We start from the raw sequence: 14,744 nt of genomic DNA on the forward strand, positions 1-14,744 counted from the left end.
CTCCTCCCTTTTCCTCACAAGAGGCCGCGTCCGGCAAGATTCTTCATCAACGCCGTCAAGCCGAAATTCCACTCGGGGCAGTTGTCGCTATGTTCGACCCAGTTAACTAGGCGCCCCAGCTTCGGCGTCGAGATTTCCACGCGATCACCGATCTCATGGGTGAAGCCAAGGCCTTTGCCGCGACGGTCTTTGACCGGTGCAAACATGGTGCCAAGGAAGAACAGGACGCCGTCGGGATATTGATGGTTGCGGTTAAGAAGCTGGGAGACAAGATTTTCCGGCGAGCGGCTGATCGCCTGCATGGGGCTGATGCCGGTCATGATGAAACCGTCCGTACCCTCGACCGCCAGCGAGATTTCCGCTGATTTGATGTCATCGATGGTGAAGTTGCCATCGAAGAGGCGAACGAAGGGGCCGACGGCGCAAGAGGCATTGTTATCCTTGGCCTTGCTGAGAAGCAGAGCAGAACGGCCTTCGAAATCGCGCAGGTTGACGTCGTTGCCAAGTGTCGCGCCAACGATCTTGCCTTTCGAAGTAACCGCGAGCACCACTTCCGGTTCGGGATTGTTCCAATCGGACTTCGGATGGATGCCGATGAGCGCCCCGCAACCCACCGACGACATCGGCTGTGCTTTCGTGAAGATTTCCGCGTCAGGGCCGATGCCCACTTCGAGGTACTGAGACCAGAGTCCCATTTCCTGCAGCAGGGCCTTGACGCTCGCAGCTTTTTCCGAACCCGCAACGAGACCTTTCAGATTATCGCCAAGGACTGGCGCCAGCCGGCTGCGGATATCCTGGGCGCGCAGCGGATCACCCTTCGCCTGCTCCTCGATGACGCGTTCCAGCATGCTATCGGCAAAGGTGACGCCGGCCGCCTTGACCGCTTGCAGATCAGCGGGCGCAAGGAGTTCGCCCGCAGTGCCGTCGAGAAACGATGCGAGGCTGCCAAGCTCGGCGAAGCGCGAGGTATCTTTCAGCTTGCTTGCGAGGTCCTCGATTTCCAGAAGCCCCGACATTGTCAGCGCGACCGGAGAAAGGTCGAACAGATGACCTGAGGAGAGAAGGACAGGGCAGGGACCGCCTAGGGCCTTGGACCAGGCGCGGCCGACAAGCAGCGCATCCGCCGCATCCAGGGGCAGTATGGATTCAGGAGCCAGCGCCCGTTCGATATTCACGCGATGATCCTCCTTCACTTGATCGATGCCGAGCCTCCACTCCATCGATCTATTGTCAGGATGTCTGACAACATTCTCTGCTAGGTTTTAGTGTGACTTTTTCACCGTGTCCAGCGCGTGTACCAAACCATCCCCGAAATTATAGATCGATCTAAGAGATGACGAGGCCCGAACGAAGGCCGGATGCTATTGCATTTCCAGCTGCAGATTGAGTCGGCTGGCAGCGCCCTCGAGATGATAGCGCATGACTTTTTTCGCCTTCGCAGGATCACGTGTGGCGATCGCATCGCGGATTGCGACATGCTCGGCGATGGTGATTTCCACAATCTCTTCCAATATGGCAGTCGCCCGAGCGGCATTGATGGCGACGTGGATACGCTCGGCAATGAAGCTGATGAACTGGAGAAAATATTCATTCCGGGTTGCGGACGCGACCAGACGGTGAAAGGCGAGATCGGCGACGATGCCTTGTTCGGTCCATTTCTCGGCTCCCGTCATCTGCGCCAGTGCTTCATCGAGCTTGGCGAGATCATCAAGCGTATGATGGATTGCCGCCAGTCCCGCAGCTTCAACCTCCAGGGCCATGCGCAACTGGAAGAGGCTGCGGAAGCTATCGGGGTCGGAGAGGTTGCCCTGTTCGATTCGGATCGACTGGCGCCGCTCGATCTCCGTGGCGAAGGCCCCGATGCCTTGTCGGGTCTCGACCAGACCTTCATTGCGGAGTTGCGCGATCGCCTCACGCACGACGGAGCGGCTGACGCCGAACGTCTTTGCCAGCAAATGCTCCGTCGGAAGTTTCTGCCCCGGTGCTATGCGGCCCTCGCTGATTTCGCGGCTTATCTCGGCGGCGATGCGCGCCGGGAGATGTTCGCTTCGCCTGATCTGACTGAAATCTGCCACCGCCACCTTCATCTTCCCTTTCCCGAAAGGTCTTCTACGACTTCGGCTGGAAATTCAACTGGCATCCAGGGTTCATCATCAGGCCCGGATCGATGGCGCGCTTGACCGCGGTCAATAGCTTTCGGTGGGTCTCGGGCAGCCGTGCGTCGAAATCAGGCCGTTTGAGGCGTCCGATGCCATGCTCGGCGCTGATGCTGCCGTGATAACGGTCGACCACCTCGTTTAGCACCGTCTTTGCCCGGTAGATGCGCTCGGCCCGTTCATCCGGCGCCAGTCCGGCGGGCGGCAGAACATTCAGATGGACATTGCCGTCACCCACATGGCCGTAGGATACGCTGATGCAATCCGGAAGAGCCTGAAGGATAGCCGCTTCCGCATCGGCGACGAACGATGCGAGCTGCGAAAGCGAGACAGAAATATCGCTGCGCATATGCGATCCTCGCCTGGCTTGTCCTTCATTCATGCCCTCGCGGATCAGCCAGAGGTTCCGGGCCTGGGCCTGCGACGCGGCAATTGTGCCGTCGACCACCAGGCCATCCGTCATGACGCCCTCCAGGAAACGCTGCATAAGATCGTCAATGTCGACGAGGCCGGAACCCGATATCTCCATCAGGACATAAGCGGGGTAATCGGGGGCGATGGGAATCGGCAGATCGGGCATCGCTTCGCGCGCCAGCGTGAAGGCGAGCGGCGGCATGAATTCGAAGGCCGACATCAGGTCGCAGCAGTCCCGCCGCGCGCGACGATACAGGCTGATCGCGTCTTGCAGCGAAGCAAGGCCGAGGAGAGCGGTTGCGACCTTGTCCGGATAAGGCATCAGCTTGATGGAAACCGCCGTGATAATGCCGAGCGTGCCTTCTGCGCCGATGAAGAGCTGCTTGAGGTCGACACCACGGTTATCCTTGCGAAGGGTGGAAAGCCCATCGAAGATCGAACCGTCCGGCAGGACGACCTCCAGCCCGAGGACGAGCTCGCGCGTCATGCCGTACCTGAGCACGTTGATGCCGCCTGCATTGGTGGAGACATTGCCGCCGATCCGGCAACTTCCCTGCGCGCCCAGCGCCAGAGGAAAGAACATACCTTTCTCGGCGATTGCCTCCTTCATTTCCCAAAGGATGCAGCCGGCCTCTACCACGGCTGAAAAGTCGTCCGCGTCGATCTTCCGAATGCGATTCATGCGTTCAAGGCTTAGGACGACATGCCGTTCCGGCATATCGGGAATGGCACCCAGAACAAGGCCGGTGTTACCCCCCTGCGGAACGATCCCGAGCCCAAGCTCACGGCAAATCCTCACGGACGCGGCGACATCTTCCGTGGACCGCGGCCTGAGGACAGCGACCGCACCGCTTGTCACATCGCCGTGCCAATCGCGGCAATAGTGCGCCATCGCGTCGGCATCAGTCAGGACAATATCATCCCCAAGCGCCGACTGCAGGGCGAGGCGGTGCTCACCAATCCCATCCGTTTCCGCGACTGTCATGCTCTTAATCCTTCGGATCATTCGCCCCAAGGATGGTCGATTTCGTTCTGCGTCATGCGCGGCACGTCCAACTATCCTATTTCCAAATGAAGCATATAAGGTTATCAGACAACCATACAAGATAATTTCTCAAAGCTGCGAAGATGAGCGGCGCCAGCGGAAACGGGAGGTTTCATGCATATCTTGATTATCGGAGCGGCCGGTATGGTAGGTCGCAAACTTGCGGCGCGCCTCATTGCAGATGGCGGCATCGGCGAGAAACCCATCGAGAAGCTGACACTGGTGGATGTCGTGGAGCCGGAACATCCGGAAGGTTTTGGCGGAAGCGTCGTGACGCGGAAAGCCGATCTCTCCGCCCCCGGAGAGGCTGAGCAGCTCATCGAATCCAGGCCGGACATGATCTTCCATCTCGCAGCGATCGTTTCCGCGGAAGCCGAGCTCGATTTCGATAAGGGATACCGGGTGAATCTGGACGGCACGCGCTATCTCTTTGATGCTGTCCGCGTCGCGCATAACCAGGATGGGTACAGGCCGCGCGTCATCTTCACGTCATCGATCGCGGTTGTGGGCGCGCCACTACCTTTCCCGATTCCCGATGATTTTCACCTTACGCCGCTCACCAGCTACGGCACACAGAAGGCCATATCGGAACTGCTTCTGTCCGACTACACGCGCCGCGGTTTCTTCGACGGCATCGGCATTCGCCTGCCAACCGTCTGCATCCGACCGGGCAAGCCGAACAAGGCCGCATCGGGTTTCTTCTCCAATATTCTGCGCGAGCCGCTGATCGGGCAGGAGGCAATCCTGCCGGTATCGGAAGATGTACGCCACTGGCATACATCGCCCCGATCGGCTGTCGGTTATCTGATCCACGCGGCAAAACTGGACCTTGATGAGGTCGGACCACATCGCAACCTTTCCATGCCCGGTGTCAGCGCCACGGTCGGCGAACAGATCGAAGCGCTCCGTCGTGCGGCAGGCGAAAGGGCGGTGCGACTGATCCGGCGCGTTCCGGACGAGATGATCATGAAGATGGTCGCGGGGTGGGCGCCCGGGTTCGAAGCGAAGCGGGCTACGGCATTGGGCTTTACGGCTGAGAAAAATTTCGACGAAATCATCCGGGTTCACATCGAGGACGAGTTGGTGTCCATTGGCGGTTGAACGCGAGAATGCGGCTGTTTCGGCTGGATCCGGCATTTGGAGATGAGAAGCCGCATAGCCGCGTTCTCGTATCAGCTACGACTGCGACACGTTCGATCCGCTGACGATGCCGGTGCTCATCAGTATGGTGCTGATTATCATCGGTAAGGCGATCGAAGGATCGGCGGCGCCATCCTCCTGACACCCATGTTGCTGCCGATCATGACGGAGTGCATATCGACATGGTGCATTCCGGTGGGGTCTTCATCACCAATCTGACGATCGCTGGCACAACACCGCCCGGCGGTGGTGTGCCGTATGTTTCATCGATGGTGAGGAAATGCCGATGATGCCTATGGATGTGAGTATAGGCTGCGCCAAGACCTGCTTTTCAATCGGAAGCGAGATCCGATCGCTCTCTTGCTGCCGGCGGGTGATCGACCATGACGGCAGGCATAATTTTTCATAAGGCCTTCTTATCGCAACGATCAGTAAATCCAACTTAAATTTATCAGTCGCTTCCGATATGAAGGAAGGCAAGGGAAGGTGATCGCCGGTGTCTCTTGCTTAACCGAGCGGAGGCCCAAAATCTTGCACGTGTGAACTTCATACAAAAGGTCGATATTGAGCTGAAGCTAGCCGATTGGTCGGCGGACGCTACTCCCCTGGATGCAGATATTGAGAAATCAAGGAGGAAATGATGGACACCAAAACCGACAGCGCGGGCAAATGTCCCGTCGCACATGGCCATACACCTCGCGGCAGATCCAACCGCGATTGGTGGCCTAGCCAGCTCAACGTCCAGATTCTTCATCAGAATTCTGGCCTGTCCGATCCCCTGGGCAAGGCGTTCGACTATGCCGAAGAATTCAAGACGCTCGATCTCGACGCTGTGAAGAAAGACCTTCATGCGCTGATGACGGATTCACAGGACTGGTGGCCGGCAGATTTCGGCCACTACGGCGGCCTGTTCATCCGCATGGCCTGGCACAGTGCCGGCACCTATCGCATCACCGATGGCCGCGGCGGCGCCGGCGCCGGCCAGCAGCGTTTCGCTCCGCTCAACAGCTGGCCGGACAACGCCAACCTCGACAAAGCCCGCCGCCTGCTGTTGCCGATCAAGCAGAAATACGGCAACAAGATTTCCTGGGCGGACCTGATGATACTCACGGGCAATGTTGCCCTGGAATCGATGGGCTTCAAGACTTTTGGCTTCGCTGGCGGTCGCGCCGATGCCTGGGAGCCGGAAGAGCTCTTCTGGGGTCCGGAAGGCACCTGGCTGGGCGATGAACGCTATAGCGGTGAACGACAGCTCTCAGAGCCGCTCGGGGCCGTCCAGATGGGCCTCATCTATGTCAATCCGGAAGGTCCGAATGGCAATCCCGATCCGGTTGCCGCCGCGCGCGACATCCGCGAGACCTTCGCCCGCATGGCGATGAACGACGAAGAGACCGTGGCATTGATTGCCGGCGGCCACACCTTCGGCAAGACACACGGTGCCGGCGATCCGTCCTTTATCGGTGCCGAGCCGGAAGGCGGCGCTATCGAAGACCAGGGGCTCGGCTGGAAGAGCACGTTCGGCACCGGTGTCGGCAAGGATGCCATCACCGGCGGTCCTGAAGTGACTTGGACGCAGACCCCGACGAAGTGGAGCAACTACTTCTTCGAGAACCTGTTCAACTGCGAATGGGAACTGACGAAAAGCCCCGCCGGTGCGTATCAGTGGAAGGCGAAGAACACGGAGGCGTCCATCCCGGATGCCTATGACGCGTCGAAGAAACATCTCCCCACCATGTTGACCACCGACCTGTCGCTGCGCTTCGATCCCGCCTATGAAAAGATCTCGCGTCGTTTCCTCGAGCACCCGGATCAGTTCGCCGACGCCTTCGCCCGCGCATGGTTCAAGCTGACCCATCGCGACATGGGACCGAAGGTGCGTTACCTCGGCCCGGAAGTGCCGGCCGAGGACCTGATCTGGCAGGACGTGATCCCGGCCGCAGACCACCAACTCGTGGACGAAAAGGACATCGTCGACTTGAAGGCCAAGGTCCTTGCCGCCGGCCTTTCGGTGCAGGAACTGGTCTCGACCGCCTGGGCTTCGGCCTCGACCTTCCGTGGTTCCGACAAGCGTGGCGGTGCAAATGGCGCACGCATTCGCCTTGCCCCGCAGAAGGACTGGGACGTGAACCAGCCGGCACAGCTCGCCAGGGTTCTTGGCGTCCTCGAAGGCATCCAGAGGGACTTCAACGCTGCCCAGACCGGCGCTAAGAAGATCTCGCTCGCCGACCTGATCGTTCTTGCCGGTGCTGCGGGTGTCGAGAAGGCGGCCAAGGCCGCCGGACACGACATCACCGTGCCGTTCACGCCGGGCCGCATGGATGCATCGCAGGAACAGACCGACGCCGTTTCCTTCGCGCCGCTCGAACCGCGTGCCGACGGTTTCCGCAATTATGTCAATAACGGCAGGATACAGTTCATGCAGCAGGAAGAGGCTCTTGTAGACCGGGCCCAACTGCTGACGCTGACTGCACCGGAAATGACGGTGCTCGTCGGCGGCCTGCGCGTGCTGAAGGCCGGACAGCCGGAGCATGGTGTCTTCACTGACAAACCCGAAACCCTGACGAACGACTTCTTCGTCAACCTGCTGGACATGAGTACGGAATGGGCGCCGGTTCCCGGCAAGGACGGCGTCTACGAGGGGCACGATCGGAAGACGAAGGCGCCGAAGTGGACCGGCACGCGCGTGGACCTCATCTTTGGCTCGCATTCTCAGCTTCGGGCCATCGCTGAAGTCTATGCGCAGTCCGATGCCAAGGAAAAGTTCGTGAAGGACTTCGTTGCCGCCTGGAACAAGGTCATGAACGCCGATCGTTTTGATCTGATCTGATGACAAAAGCCCTGCCTGGGCGCGGCTTCTCGGCCACGCCCAGGCATCCCTCGCCGGATTGGATTTCCTCCCCGGATCTCGCAGGCAGCCGGATCGTAAGGCGCATAGGCGGCGCGACGTGAAGAAGATGATGGTCAATCATCCCACATATGTCCTCGGCAGTTTTGGACGAAGGTATCCGGGAGCTCAACTGGAGCGGTTCGGTAGGTTTGTCCCAGAGAGACTAGACGGCCATTGATTCTATTGCGTTATTTCCCTTGGTTCAATTTGCCATGTCCCTGATGCTTTAATAGCTCTGTCCCAGAGTGCTGCCCTTGAAATCCGGACAACAAAAAAGGCCCCGAAACCGGAGCCTTTGAAACCTTGGATATGATGACGGGACTTATGCCGCCAATCGGTCGAAGGTGAATTTCTCGAGATCGCTCCGTCGATAATATCGTCCTGTCCGGCTCCCCGGCTCGAAACTCGGCTCGATGCCGAGCAATTCCATGCGGCGCGCGACGACATCGGCACGAGTGCCATAGATAGAAGCGATCCCGGCGATCGAGATATGAAGACGTTGGAATTCCTCAAGCGCCTCGGGTTCGATGAAGAACTGCTCCCGGTGCGACGACTTGTTGTATTTGGCGATCGCCGGCAGAAGCTCGGCGCTCACGAGCGGATACACTTTGCACTGCGTGGTCTTCAAGATGGCTGCGGCCTCCTTGATGCTCAGGAGGTCAACGCCGATATCCTGCTTGGCCGTGCGTCTGCGCTCTGATTGCAACTCTTTCCAGTCCACGAAAAGGTTTGAGAAAACCATGGCGTCATCGGCCTTGGCAATGCCATTCACCTGGCCGTCCAGGATCATCTGCACCAGTTCCCAGAGCTGGCGGTTGCATCGATGCGCGGCTTGGACGACTGGCATGAAGCCTTCGAGATCGGTTCGGGTCTGCGCCCTCTCGAAAAGTCGGCTCTGAAAATCGCCCAGGTCTTCCTTACGGATGCGCGTGTACACCCGTTGCCCGTTTCGTTCGTCTTCTACCCTGCGGAGAAGTCCTGCCTCCATGATCTCGTGCAATCTCTGGCGGTTCAACCCAAGAGCAGCTTCCGCCTCCGAAATGGTGATCGTTTCCCGGGCCGCCGACAGGATAGGGCGGGCCAGTTCCGCATCGAAGCACGCTCTGCCGTTGGGAAGGCCGGAGGGCACCATGATTCCTGCATTTCTCAAAATTTCGATCACCCTGTCTTCCATCAGCCCGTATTCCAAGCCAGCGGAGCGCACGGTGTGGAGATATCGCCGACGGGTGGGGATGATGCAAAGATCGCCTTCGCCCAGCGGCATGTTTCTCTCAGCCACATCCTGGAACAGCTGTACAAGAGACGCGAACGCCGGAACCTCACGGTTGCGACGAAGCCAGCGCGGGATCGGGTCGAGTACAGCACGCACTTCGGACGCCGCGGGGTTCATTTCCTGGATGATGGCCGAGACCCGCTCAGTGATAAATTCCTCGCCGAGTTTCACGGCGAGGAACCCATGCTCGGCAACTTCGAACTCACCCTGTCCAGCGTGGTTCAGGCTGCCTTTCCCGTGGCGAGCGAGAAGGCGTCCAAAATGCTTGCTGAGGTCCGCGACGACATACGCCTCGAGGCCATCGAGGAAGTCGCAGGCCTTTACTCCTTGGATACGGCCCATCAGGTATAAGTCCAGTTTTCTCGTGCGAAGGAAGTCCTTACTTCCGGTGTTGTCGGCGAACACGTGCGGGTTGGTTCGGACGTAAGAAGCGAAGTCGTCCTGTCCGCTTTCGCAGGCTACTTCCGTAATGCGTGAACCGTGGATTGGGCATGTCTGGATTGCTCTCGTTTCCCACCATGCACGTACATAGGGACGGGAGATGATGCGGCCTTCGCCGTTTCGAAGATCGTCCTGGACGCATCGAACGCAGAAACGATGGGCTTTGCCGCGACGATACTCGCGGCTGAAAACCGCATCTCCCAGGTCGAAACACAGCTTTCCGTGGAGGGTTCGGGCGGCAAACCGGGCAAACCTTCCACCTTCCTCTCCGGACCACTCTTCCAGAAGTGCCATCGCCTCCGCGTCGCCGCGCGAGATCGCAAGCGCGCTCGTTTCCGTGCAATCGAGGAAGGTTTCCAGCGAAGGATAGCCGTTGGCCGCGGCGAGGCGGGATACAAACCCAAGCGGCGTTTCATTGTCGTGGAATGTGATCGAGATCGGGAGCTTCATCGGGGCTTCCTTTCCTACTGAGGTTCTGTTCAAGCGAGGTCCGCTAGCGCGTGACCCGGCACAAGGTCGCGCCAGCGGGCGGCGGTGAAGACGTTGTCGCGGGGAATACATCCGGTATCGCGCTCGTAGTTCCGGGCGAACTCCTTGATCGAGACCGACTTCCGCCCTCGTTCGAGCGCGCGAAAGCATGCCTCCTGCACCATCGCGATCATCGAACCGAACGCGCCATTGCCAGCAAGGCAAAGCTTCTCTGGGAAATCGTCTTCAAGAAGCTCCGCAGACGAGGCCAACCCGCATCCCTCGGTGGCTACTTTCTCGAGGATGCTCGTGATCCACTGAGCGTCCGCGGGACAGCTGAGCGCGTCGTACCGCAGGACGCGGGAACGGTTGGCAAGCTGGGGATCGCCCCTGAGCAATTCCGCCAACTCGGAAACCCCGGAATAGATCGTGTGAAGAGGCCAGTCCTCAATCTGGATCAGGCTTTTCAACGTGTCCTGCACATGGCGGATCGCTGCCGACGTGTTGTGCCGCATGACGTGCTGCATCTCGTCTACGTGGAGGTATTTCACGCCCCGTTCGCGAAGCTGGGCCTTGAGGACCGCGAAGAGCGCGTGTTCCGTCATGCGCTCCCTGGTGGGCAGTCCCATCGCCGTCAGGATCGTGATCGCCAGGGCCTTCGTGTTGCAAGGCCGCGGCGCGTCGATGCTCAGCACTGGCGAGACGGTCTCGCCATGCTCGTTCTCGTACGGCCGAAATTCCGGCATCGTGGAGAAGTGATGCTGCAGCGAGCGCGTCTTGCCGCTGCCCGAATCCCCGATGAGGAAGAGTGCGCGCCGCTTCGAGCCGGTCCCCTGTTCCCAGTCCGCCACGTTGACGGCCATCTCACGGAGATAGGAAGCGAGCTTCCCGTCACGGCCCGTCGTGAAATAGCTCGCGCGAACTCTGGTTTTGACAGCGGCGAGGCGCGCAGTTTCGATATACCGTGCATCGGTCATGTCAGTCGTCCTCGTTGTAGTCGAGCGTGGAAACGATCGGGATCGGCCGCGACGGAGCCACTTCTTCCGCAGAGGTCACGACAGGGGCGGATTTCAGATTGTCGATCGGCAAGGCGCGCCTCGGGGGACCGCGGAGAGGATCGGCGGGTGGCGACATTTCCGACACGAGTTCCGGCAGTGGACCGGATCGGCGCGTGCCGGGCTTCCAGCCACGCATGACTTCGCGCTCCATGCGTTCATGCTCCTCGGCATCGGGAATGGCGGGACTCAGGTGCGCCCTGACCGTCGCGGATTCTCCGGCGCGGCGCAGCCTGTTCACGGCATCGTACATTGCAGCCATTCCGTCTTCGGCCTCCCTGGCATTGTGCGCGAGTTCCTGCTTGCGGGCCGCGATCCACTCGGTGAGTGTGATGTCGTCGGCGATGCCGACGGTGTTCTCCACGGTGAACCAGCCCTCGTCGCCTTTCACGGCGATCCAGCGGACATCCTCCGGGTCGGTCTTGATGTCGAACTCCTTCTTGCCGTGACGCATCCGCTGGACGTTGAGTTCGTCGCTCCCGTACGTGATGCCCTGGTAGGTGATGCCATCGTCCGAGATGGGACGCTTCGAAGGCACGCCGAAGATGTGGAGCATCTCCTCGTCTGACGGCACCTGCCTTACGCGATACTCCTGCGTGGCGCGGACCCAGGCATTGTGCGGGGAGTTCCCGCCGAGCGATGCGTGCGGCTTGTTGTGATAGATGTCGCAGATCGCGTAGGTGAACATCCGGACGAACTCGTCCGTGGTCACGGTGGCGAACTCCTCCGGGTCGTAGTCGCCCTTCTCGGCAACGGAGCCAAAGGTGCGGCCATCGAAGAACTGGGCAATCATCGGGCCGATGGAATGGAACATGGCCTCGATGAACGGGCGGCGCGCAGGGTCTCCCGCGGGCGGGCATGTCGTGCCGACCAGTGCCGCCTTGAAGACCGAGCGCGTGGGTTCGGCGATGAACGCCGATCCGTTGTCGGAATAGACCTCCTTCGGTCTCACCATGCCGATCCAGGGCGTTTTCGCCCCCACCGACTGCGACAGCAACCGCTTGTCCGTCATGATCATGCGAAGCGCCGAGATGGCGGCGTTCGCAGTCGGATTGAACGTAGCTCTGAAGGCGAGGACATACCGCGTCGCCACGTCGATCGCTGCCACGAACCAGATGCGGACCTTCGGAATTTTCGCGCGCACCCGCGCGGGAAGGCCCTCGTATAAGCCAGTTTCGACGAGAAGCGTCATGAGGTCGACATTGACTTCGTCGATCTCGACGCGCTGTCCGGGAGCGAGAATGTCGTAGGTCCGCAGGTTTCTGGCGTACTTGTCGATTGCCCACTTCTCGCCGTGGCGGCTCGCGTCCTTCTCGAACTCGTCGAACCGGTTGATCATGGACTCGAACTTGGTTCGCGAGACCATGTGCAGTTTTGTCGTCCGCGTCTGGTTCATCTCGAAAAGCTCGGCCCGATAAAGCAGGTAGCAGTGAGCCTTGGTGGGTTTCTTGCGCGACAGGTAGCGACGCGCTCCACGGTAAGCGACCGCCAGGCTCTCGGGGCAGCTCATGAAGAGGCGCTTGCCGGGGCCGTGATGACGATGCGCCAGTGCGAGCGTCTTCCTCCCGCACCCCATGTAATCGGCATAGTCGCGGTTGAACTGGCGCACCGACGGAGCGCCAAACGCTACGGCCCCTCGATCACCGCGCTTGCGACGCTCACCCTGCGCGCCTCTGTTGATCTCCTCGGCCCATGCGTCGAGCAGAGGCTGGAGCTTCTTTTCCGAGCGAGGGAGCGCTTTCCCGATCCTGAGGCACTCGTCCTCGTAGCGCAGGATGAGCTTTTCGCGGAAGTTTGGCAGGACGCGCTTCTCGGGACCGAGGCCTTCGAAGTGTTCATCGCCCCAGATGAGACGGAGCTTCTGTTCGGGGACGCTATTGTATCCGTATCGGATAGTCGCACGCTTCTCTGTCAATCGGCGGTGGATTTCCGCGTGGCTCATGAAGACCTCGCGACCGTCATCCTCGTGACGCATCACGTAGCCGTCACCGTCGGCGCGCAACGGAATGTAGTTGTTGCCGCCGCTGGTAAACCGGTCGGTGTCGTCCATCTCGACGATGGAATGGTGGTAGACAAGCGCAGGCAGGGCGTGGTTCGGCATCGAGGTCTCTGGACTCCGTTGGAAACGATAGGGCGGCGCGGGCAAGACGGTCAGGACGGCACGGTCAGCCAGGTCATGTCGGAAATGCGCCCAGGGGAGAGCGGGATCAGCAGCCCGTCGTCGATCAGTTGCCAAACGGCGTCTCGACGCGCACCGAGGTGCGGGCAATCGCGCAGCAGCTCTCCGAACCGGAAGCGTCCGGCGAGACGTTTCGCGATCGACCGGGCGGTTTCGTACTCGACCTCGTCGAAATGCTCGCGGGCGCGCAGGATGTCGTGGGCATTGTAGAATACCTCATAGGTCGCATCCTCCTCCATCATGAGGCGCAGGTCGTCCGCGACGTGGGAGAAGTCATGCTTTGCGATCCGGTCGAACATGTCGAGGATTTGCCCCTGTTTGCGGGCATGCTTCACCGCGATGGCCACGCGGTAACCATCATCGAACACCACGTAGTAATCGAAGGTGTGGTAGTGGACCACGCCATCGTCGTCGGCGAACGGCAGGACGGGGAACTGGGAGTGCAGTTCCCGCACGTCGGCTCGCGCCTGGATGATCGTCGATACACGATGTTCCAGCTCGCTTTCATGGAACACCACGGTGCCGTTGAAGACCGTGAAGCCGCGCGCCGTCTTGGCCTGACGAAGCGCCGGACGCCGCGTGGCGTGTCCTTCGGTCGGGTCTTTCCAGTAAAGAGCGTGTTCGCGGCGCTGGCTGGCGTCAGCGCCGCCGCGGTATTTTACAGCCCCCTGCCTCGGTACGGCCGTGCTTTACCTTGAGCTGGAGAACGGGGGCGTCGTACTGGCGCGATGATGCTGCCGTAGGCATAGGCGAACGGCGGCGGTCGACAACGAAACCGAATCCGGCTTTCTTGAGCGCGATATTACGGGCGACCGTATGGGCGATGTTCATGCTCGGCTCCTTCCACCTTGTCACTACGCGACATGCAGGATTGGCTGGAGGAGATGCCTTTTCACAAAGAGGACTAGCCTCGTTCGGAGAAGTCAAAACCTCCTATTCGTAGTATGAGCATTTCGCTTCTCCGTTTTCCTGCCGCCCGGTTAGAGGCGTTTTGATCCTGAGCCATGGTGCACTGTTCTGGTGCACGTCGGCGGGGACCGGCTCTCTACGCGTCGGAAATTAACAAGTCCTTAATGCCGGCCCCGCGCACGCGTGCTTTATTAACTTTTTCGGTGCCGATCTCTGCAAGGATCGAGACCTTTTACGGAAGACCTGATTGCGCCGACAGAGACCCTTCCTGATCATTGATGCATGAGGGATCACTATGCTCGACAGTCAGATGAACACTATCCGCAATGCCATCGGCTCGTACGTCGAGATGAAGGCTAGACCTCCGCTGGAGCGGATTTCATCCGATCCCTTCGAGATCGACATCGCCTTATGCTGTGTAACTCTGGGAGATGTCTCCGCACTCGCGATATGGATCGACAGGCTTGAGAAAGCTCTATCTGTCACCCCTTCCGTCCCGGGATGGGAACTACTTGACGCCTTAAAGCAACTGCTTTCACAATGGCGACGCTTCGAACAGATGACAGGCTCAGGCGCGCTTCTCGACTATGAACACTGCCTGAAGAGTTCGCCGGCTCGTGTCATCGGCCTTGACAGGATCGCAAACGCTGCGGCTCTTCAAAAGACTAGAAGCCGGGTGCCGGCCGATCCTTATTGGGCTCTGCAGTGGGGGACAGCCTGACGTTCAGTTCGTCGATGTCGTAGCCTTCGTAGACGATGTCCATGATGTCTTGTAAG

11 protein-coding genes are annotated in these 14,744 nt (G+C 59.8%); 3 read left to right on the top strand and 8 right to left on the bottom strand.

Translation table 11 applies throughout. The features are described from left to right. Window positions 1-14: 14 nt before the first annotated feature. From JL39_RS24795 to JL39_RS24805, 3 genes are all read right to left on the bottom strand, one after another. A complete protein-coding gene (locus JL39_RS24795) occupies window positions 15-1,220 on the bottom strand; it encodes a fumarylacetoacetate hydrolase family protein (protein WP_052183094.1) in 1,206 nt (401 codons plus the stop codon). 141 nt (window positions 1,221-1,361) lie between these two features. Beyond that, entirely contained in the window at window positions 1,362-2,081 is a 720-nt protein-coding gene (locus tag JL39_RS24800; protein ID WP_152601270.1) for a FadR/GntR family transcriptional regulator, read from the bottom strand. 28 nt (window positions 2,082-2,109) lie between these two features. Next, window positions 2,110-3,555, bottom strand: a complete 1,446-nt coding sequence (locus tag JL39_RS24805) for an FAD-binding oxidoreductase (protein ID WP_037156980.1) — start codon at window positions 3,553-3,555, stop codon at window positions 2,110-2,112. Window positions 3,556-3,729: 174 nt separating this feature from the next. On the opposite strand from JL39_RS24805, the gene denD reads away from it, so the two are divergent. Together denD and katG are read left to right on the top strand one after the other, a co-directional pair. Next, the gene (denD, locus tag JL39_RS24810) at window positions 3,730-4,716 is read left to right on the top strand and encodes a D-erythronate dehydrogenase (protein ID WP_037156982.1); all 987 of its coding nucleotides are present in this window, start codon (window positions 3,730-3,732) and stop codon (window positions 4,714-4,716) included. Between the two features lie 679 nt (window positions 4,717-5,395). Further along, entirely contained in the window at window positions 5,396-7,582 is a 2,187-nt protein-coding gene (gene katG / locus JL39_RS24815) for a catalase/peroxidase HPI (protein ID WP_037156991.1), read from the top strand. 382 nt (window positions 7,583-7,964) lie between these two features. On the opposite strand, the gene JL39_RS24820 is transcribed toward katG, so the two are convergent. The 5 genes from JL39_RS24820 to JL39_RS31800 form a co-directional block, all read right to left on the bottom strand. Then, a complete protein-coding gene (locus JL39_RS24820; RefSeq protein WP_037156993.1) occupies window positions 7,965-9,806 on the bottom strand; it encodes a TniQ family protein in 1,842 nt (613 codons plus the stop codon). A 29-nt stretch (window positions 9,807-9,835) separates the two neighbouring features. Continuing rightward, window positions 9,836-10,801, bottom strand: coding sequence for an ATP-binding protein (locus tag JL39_RS24825; RefSeq protein ID WP_037156995.1), 966 nt, complete (start codon window positions 10,799-10,801; stop codon window positions 9,836-9,838). Between the two features lies 1 nt (window position 10,802). Continuing rightward, on the bottom strand, window positions 10,803-12,980 hold the full coding sequence (locus tag JL39_RS24830; RefSeq protein WP_037156997.1) for a Mu transposase C-terminal domain-containing protein: 2,178 nt from the start codon (window positions 12,978-12,980) through the stop codon (window positions 10,803-10,805). Window positions 12,981-13,030: 50 nt separating this feature from the next. After that, complete coding sequence (locus JL39_RS24835; RefSeq protein WP_200884001.1) at window positions 13,031-13,573, bottom strand: hypothetical protein; 543 nt, start codon at window positions 13,571-13,573, stop codon at window positions 13,031-13,033. Window positions 13,574-13,697: 124 nt separating this feature from the next. Further along, the gene (locus JL39_RS31800; protein ID WP_152601254.1) at window positions 13,698-13,889 is read right to left on the bottom strand and encodes a hypothetical protein; all 192 of its coding nucleotides are present in this window, start codon (window positions 13,887-13,889) and stop codon (window positions 13,698-13,700) included. Window positions 13,890-14,262: 373 nt separating this feature from the next. Here JL39_RS31800 and JL39_RS24840 point away from each other — a divergent pair, with 373 nt between their 5' ends. Beyond that, window positions 14,263-14,688 carry a hypothetical protein gene (locus JL39_RS24840; RefSeq protein WP_037156999.1) on the top strand — a complete coding sequence of 142 codons (426 nt, stop codon included), beginning with the start codon at window positions 14,263-14,265 and terminating at the stop codon, window positions 14,686-14,688. Window positions 14,689-14,744 lie beyond the last annotated feature (56 nt).

Source organism: Rhizobium sp. YS-1r, from assembly GCF_000757525.1.
In the GTDB taxonomy this organism is placed as follows: Bacteria; Pseudomonadota; Alphaproteobacteria; order Rhizobiales; family Rhizobiaceae; genus Neorhizobium; species Neorhizobium petrolearium.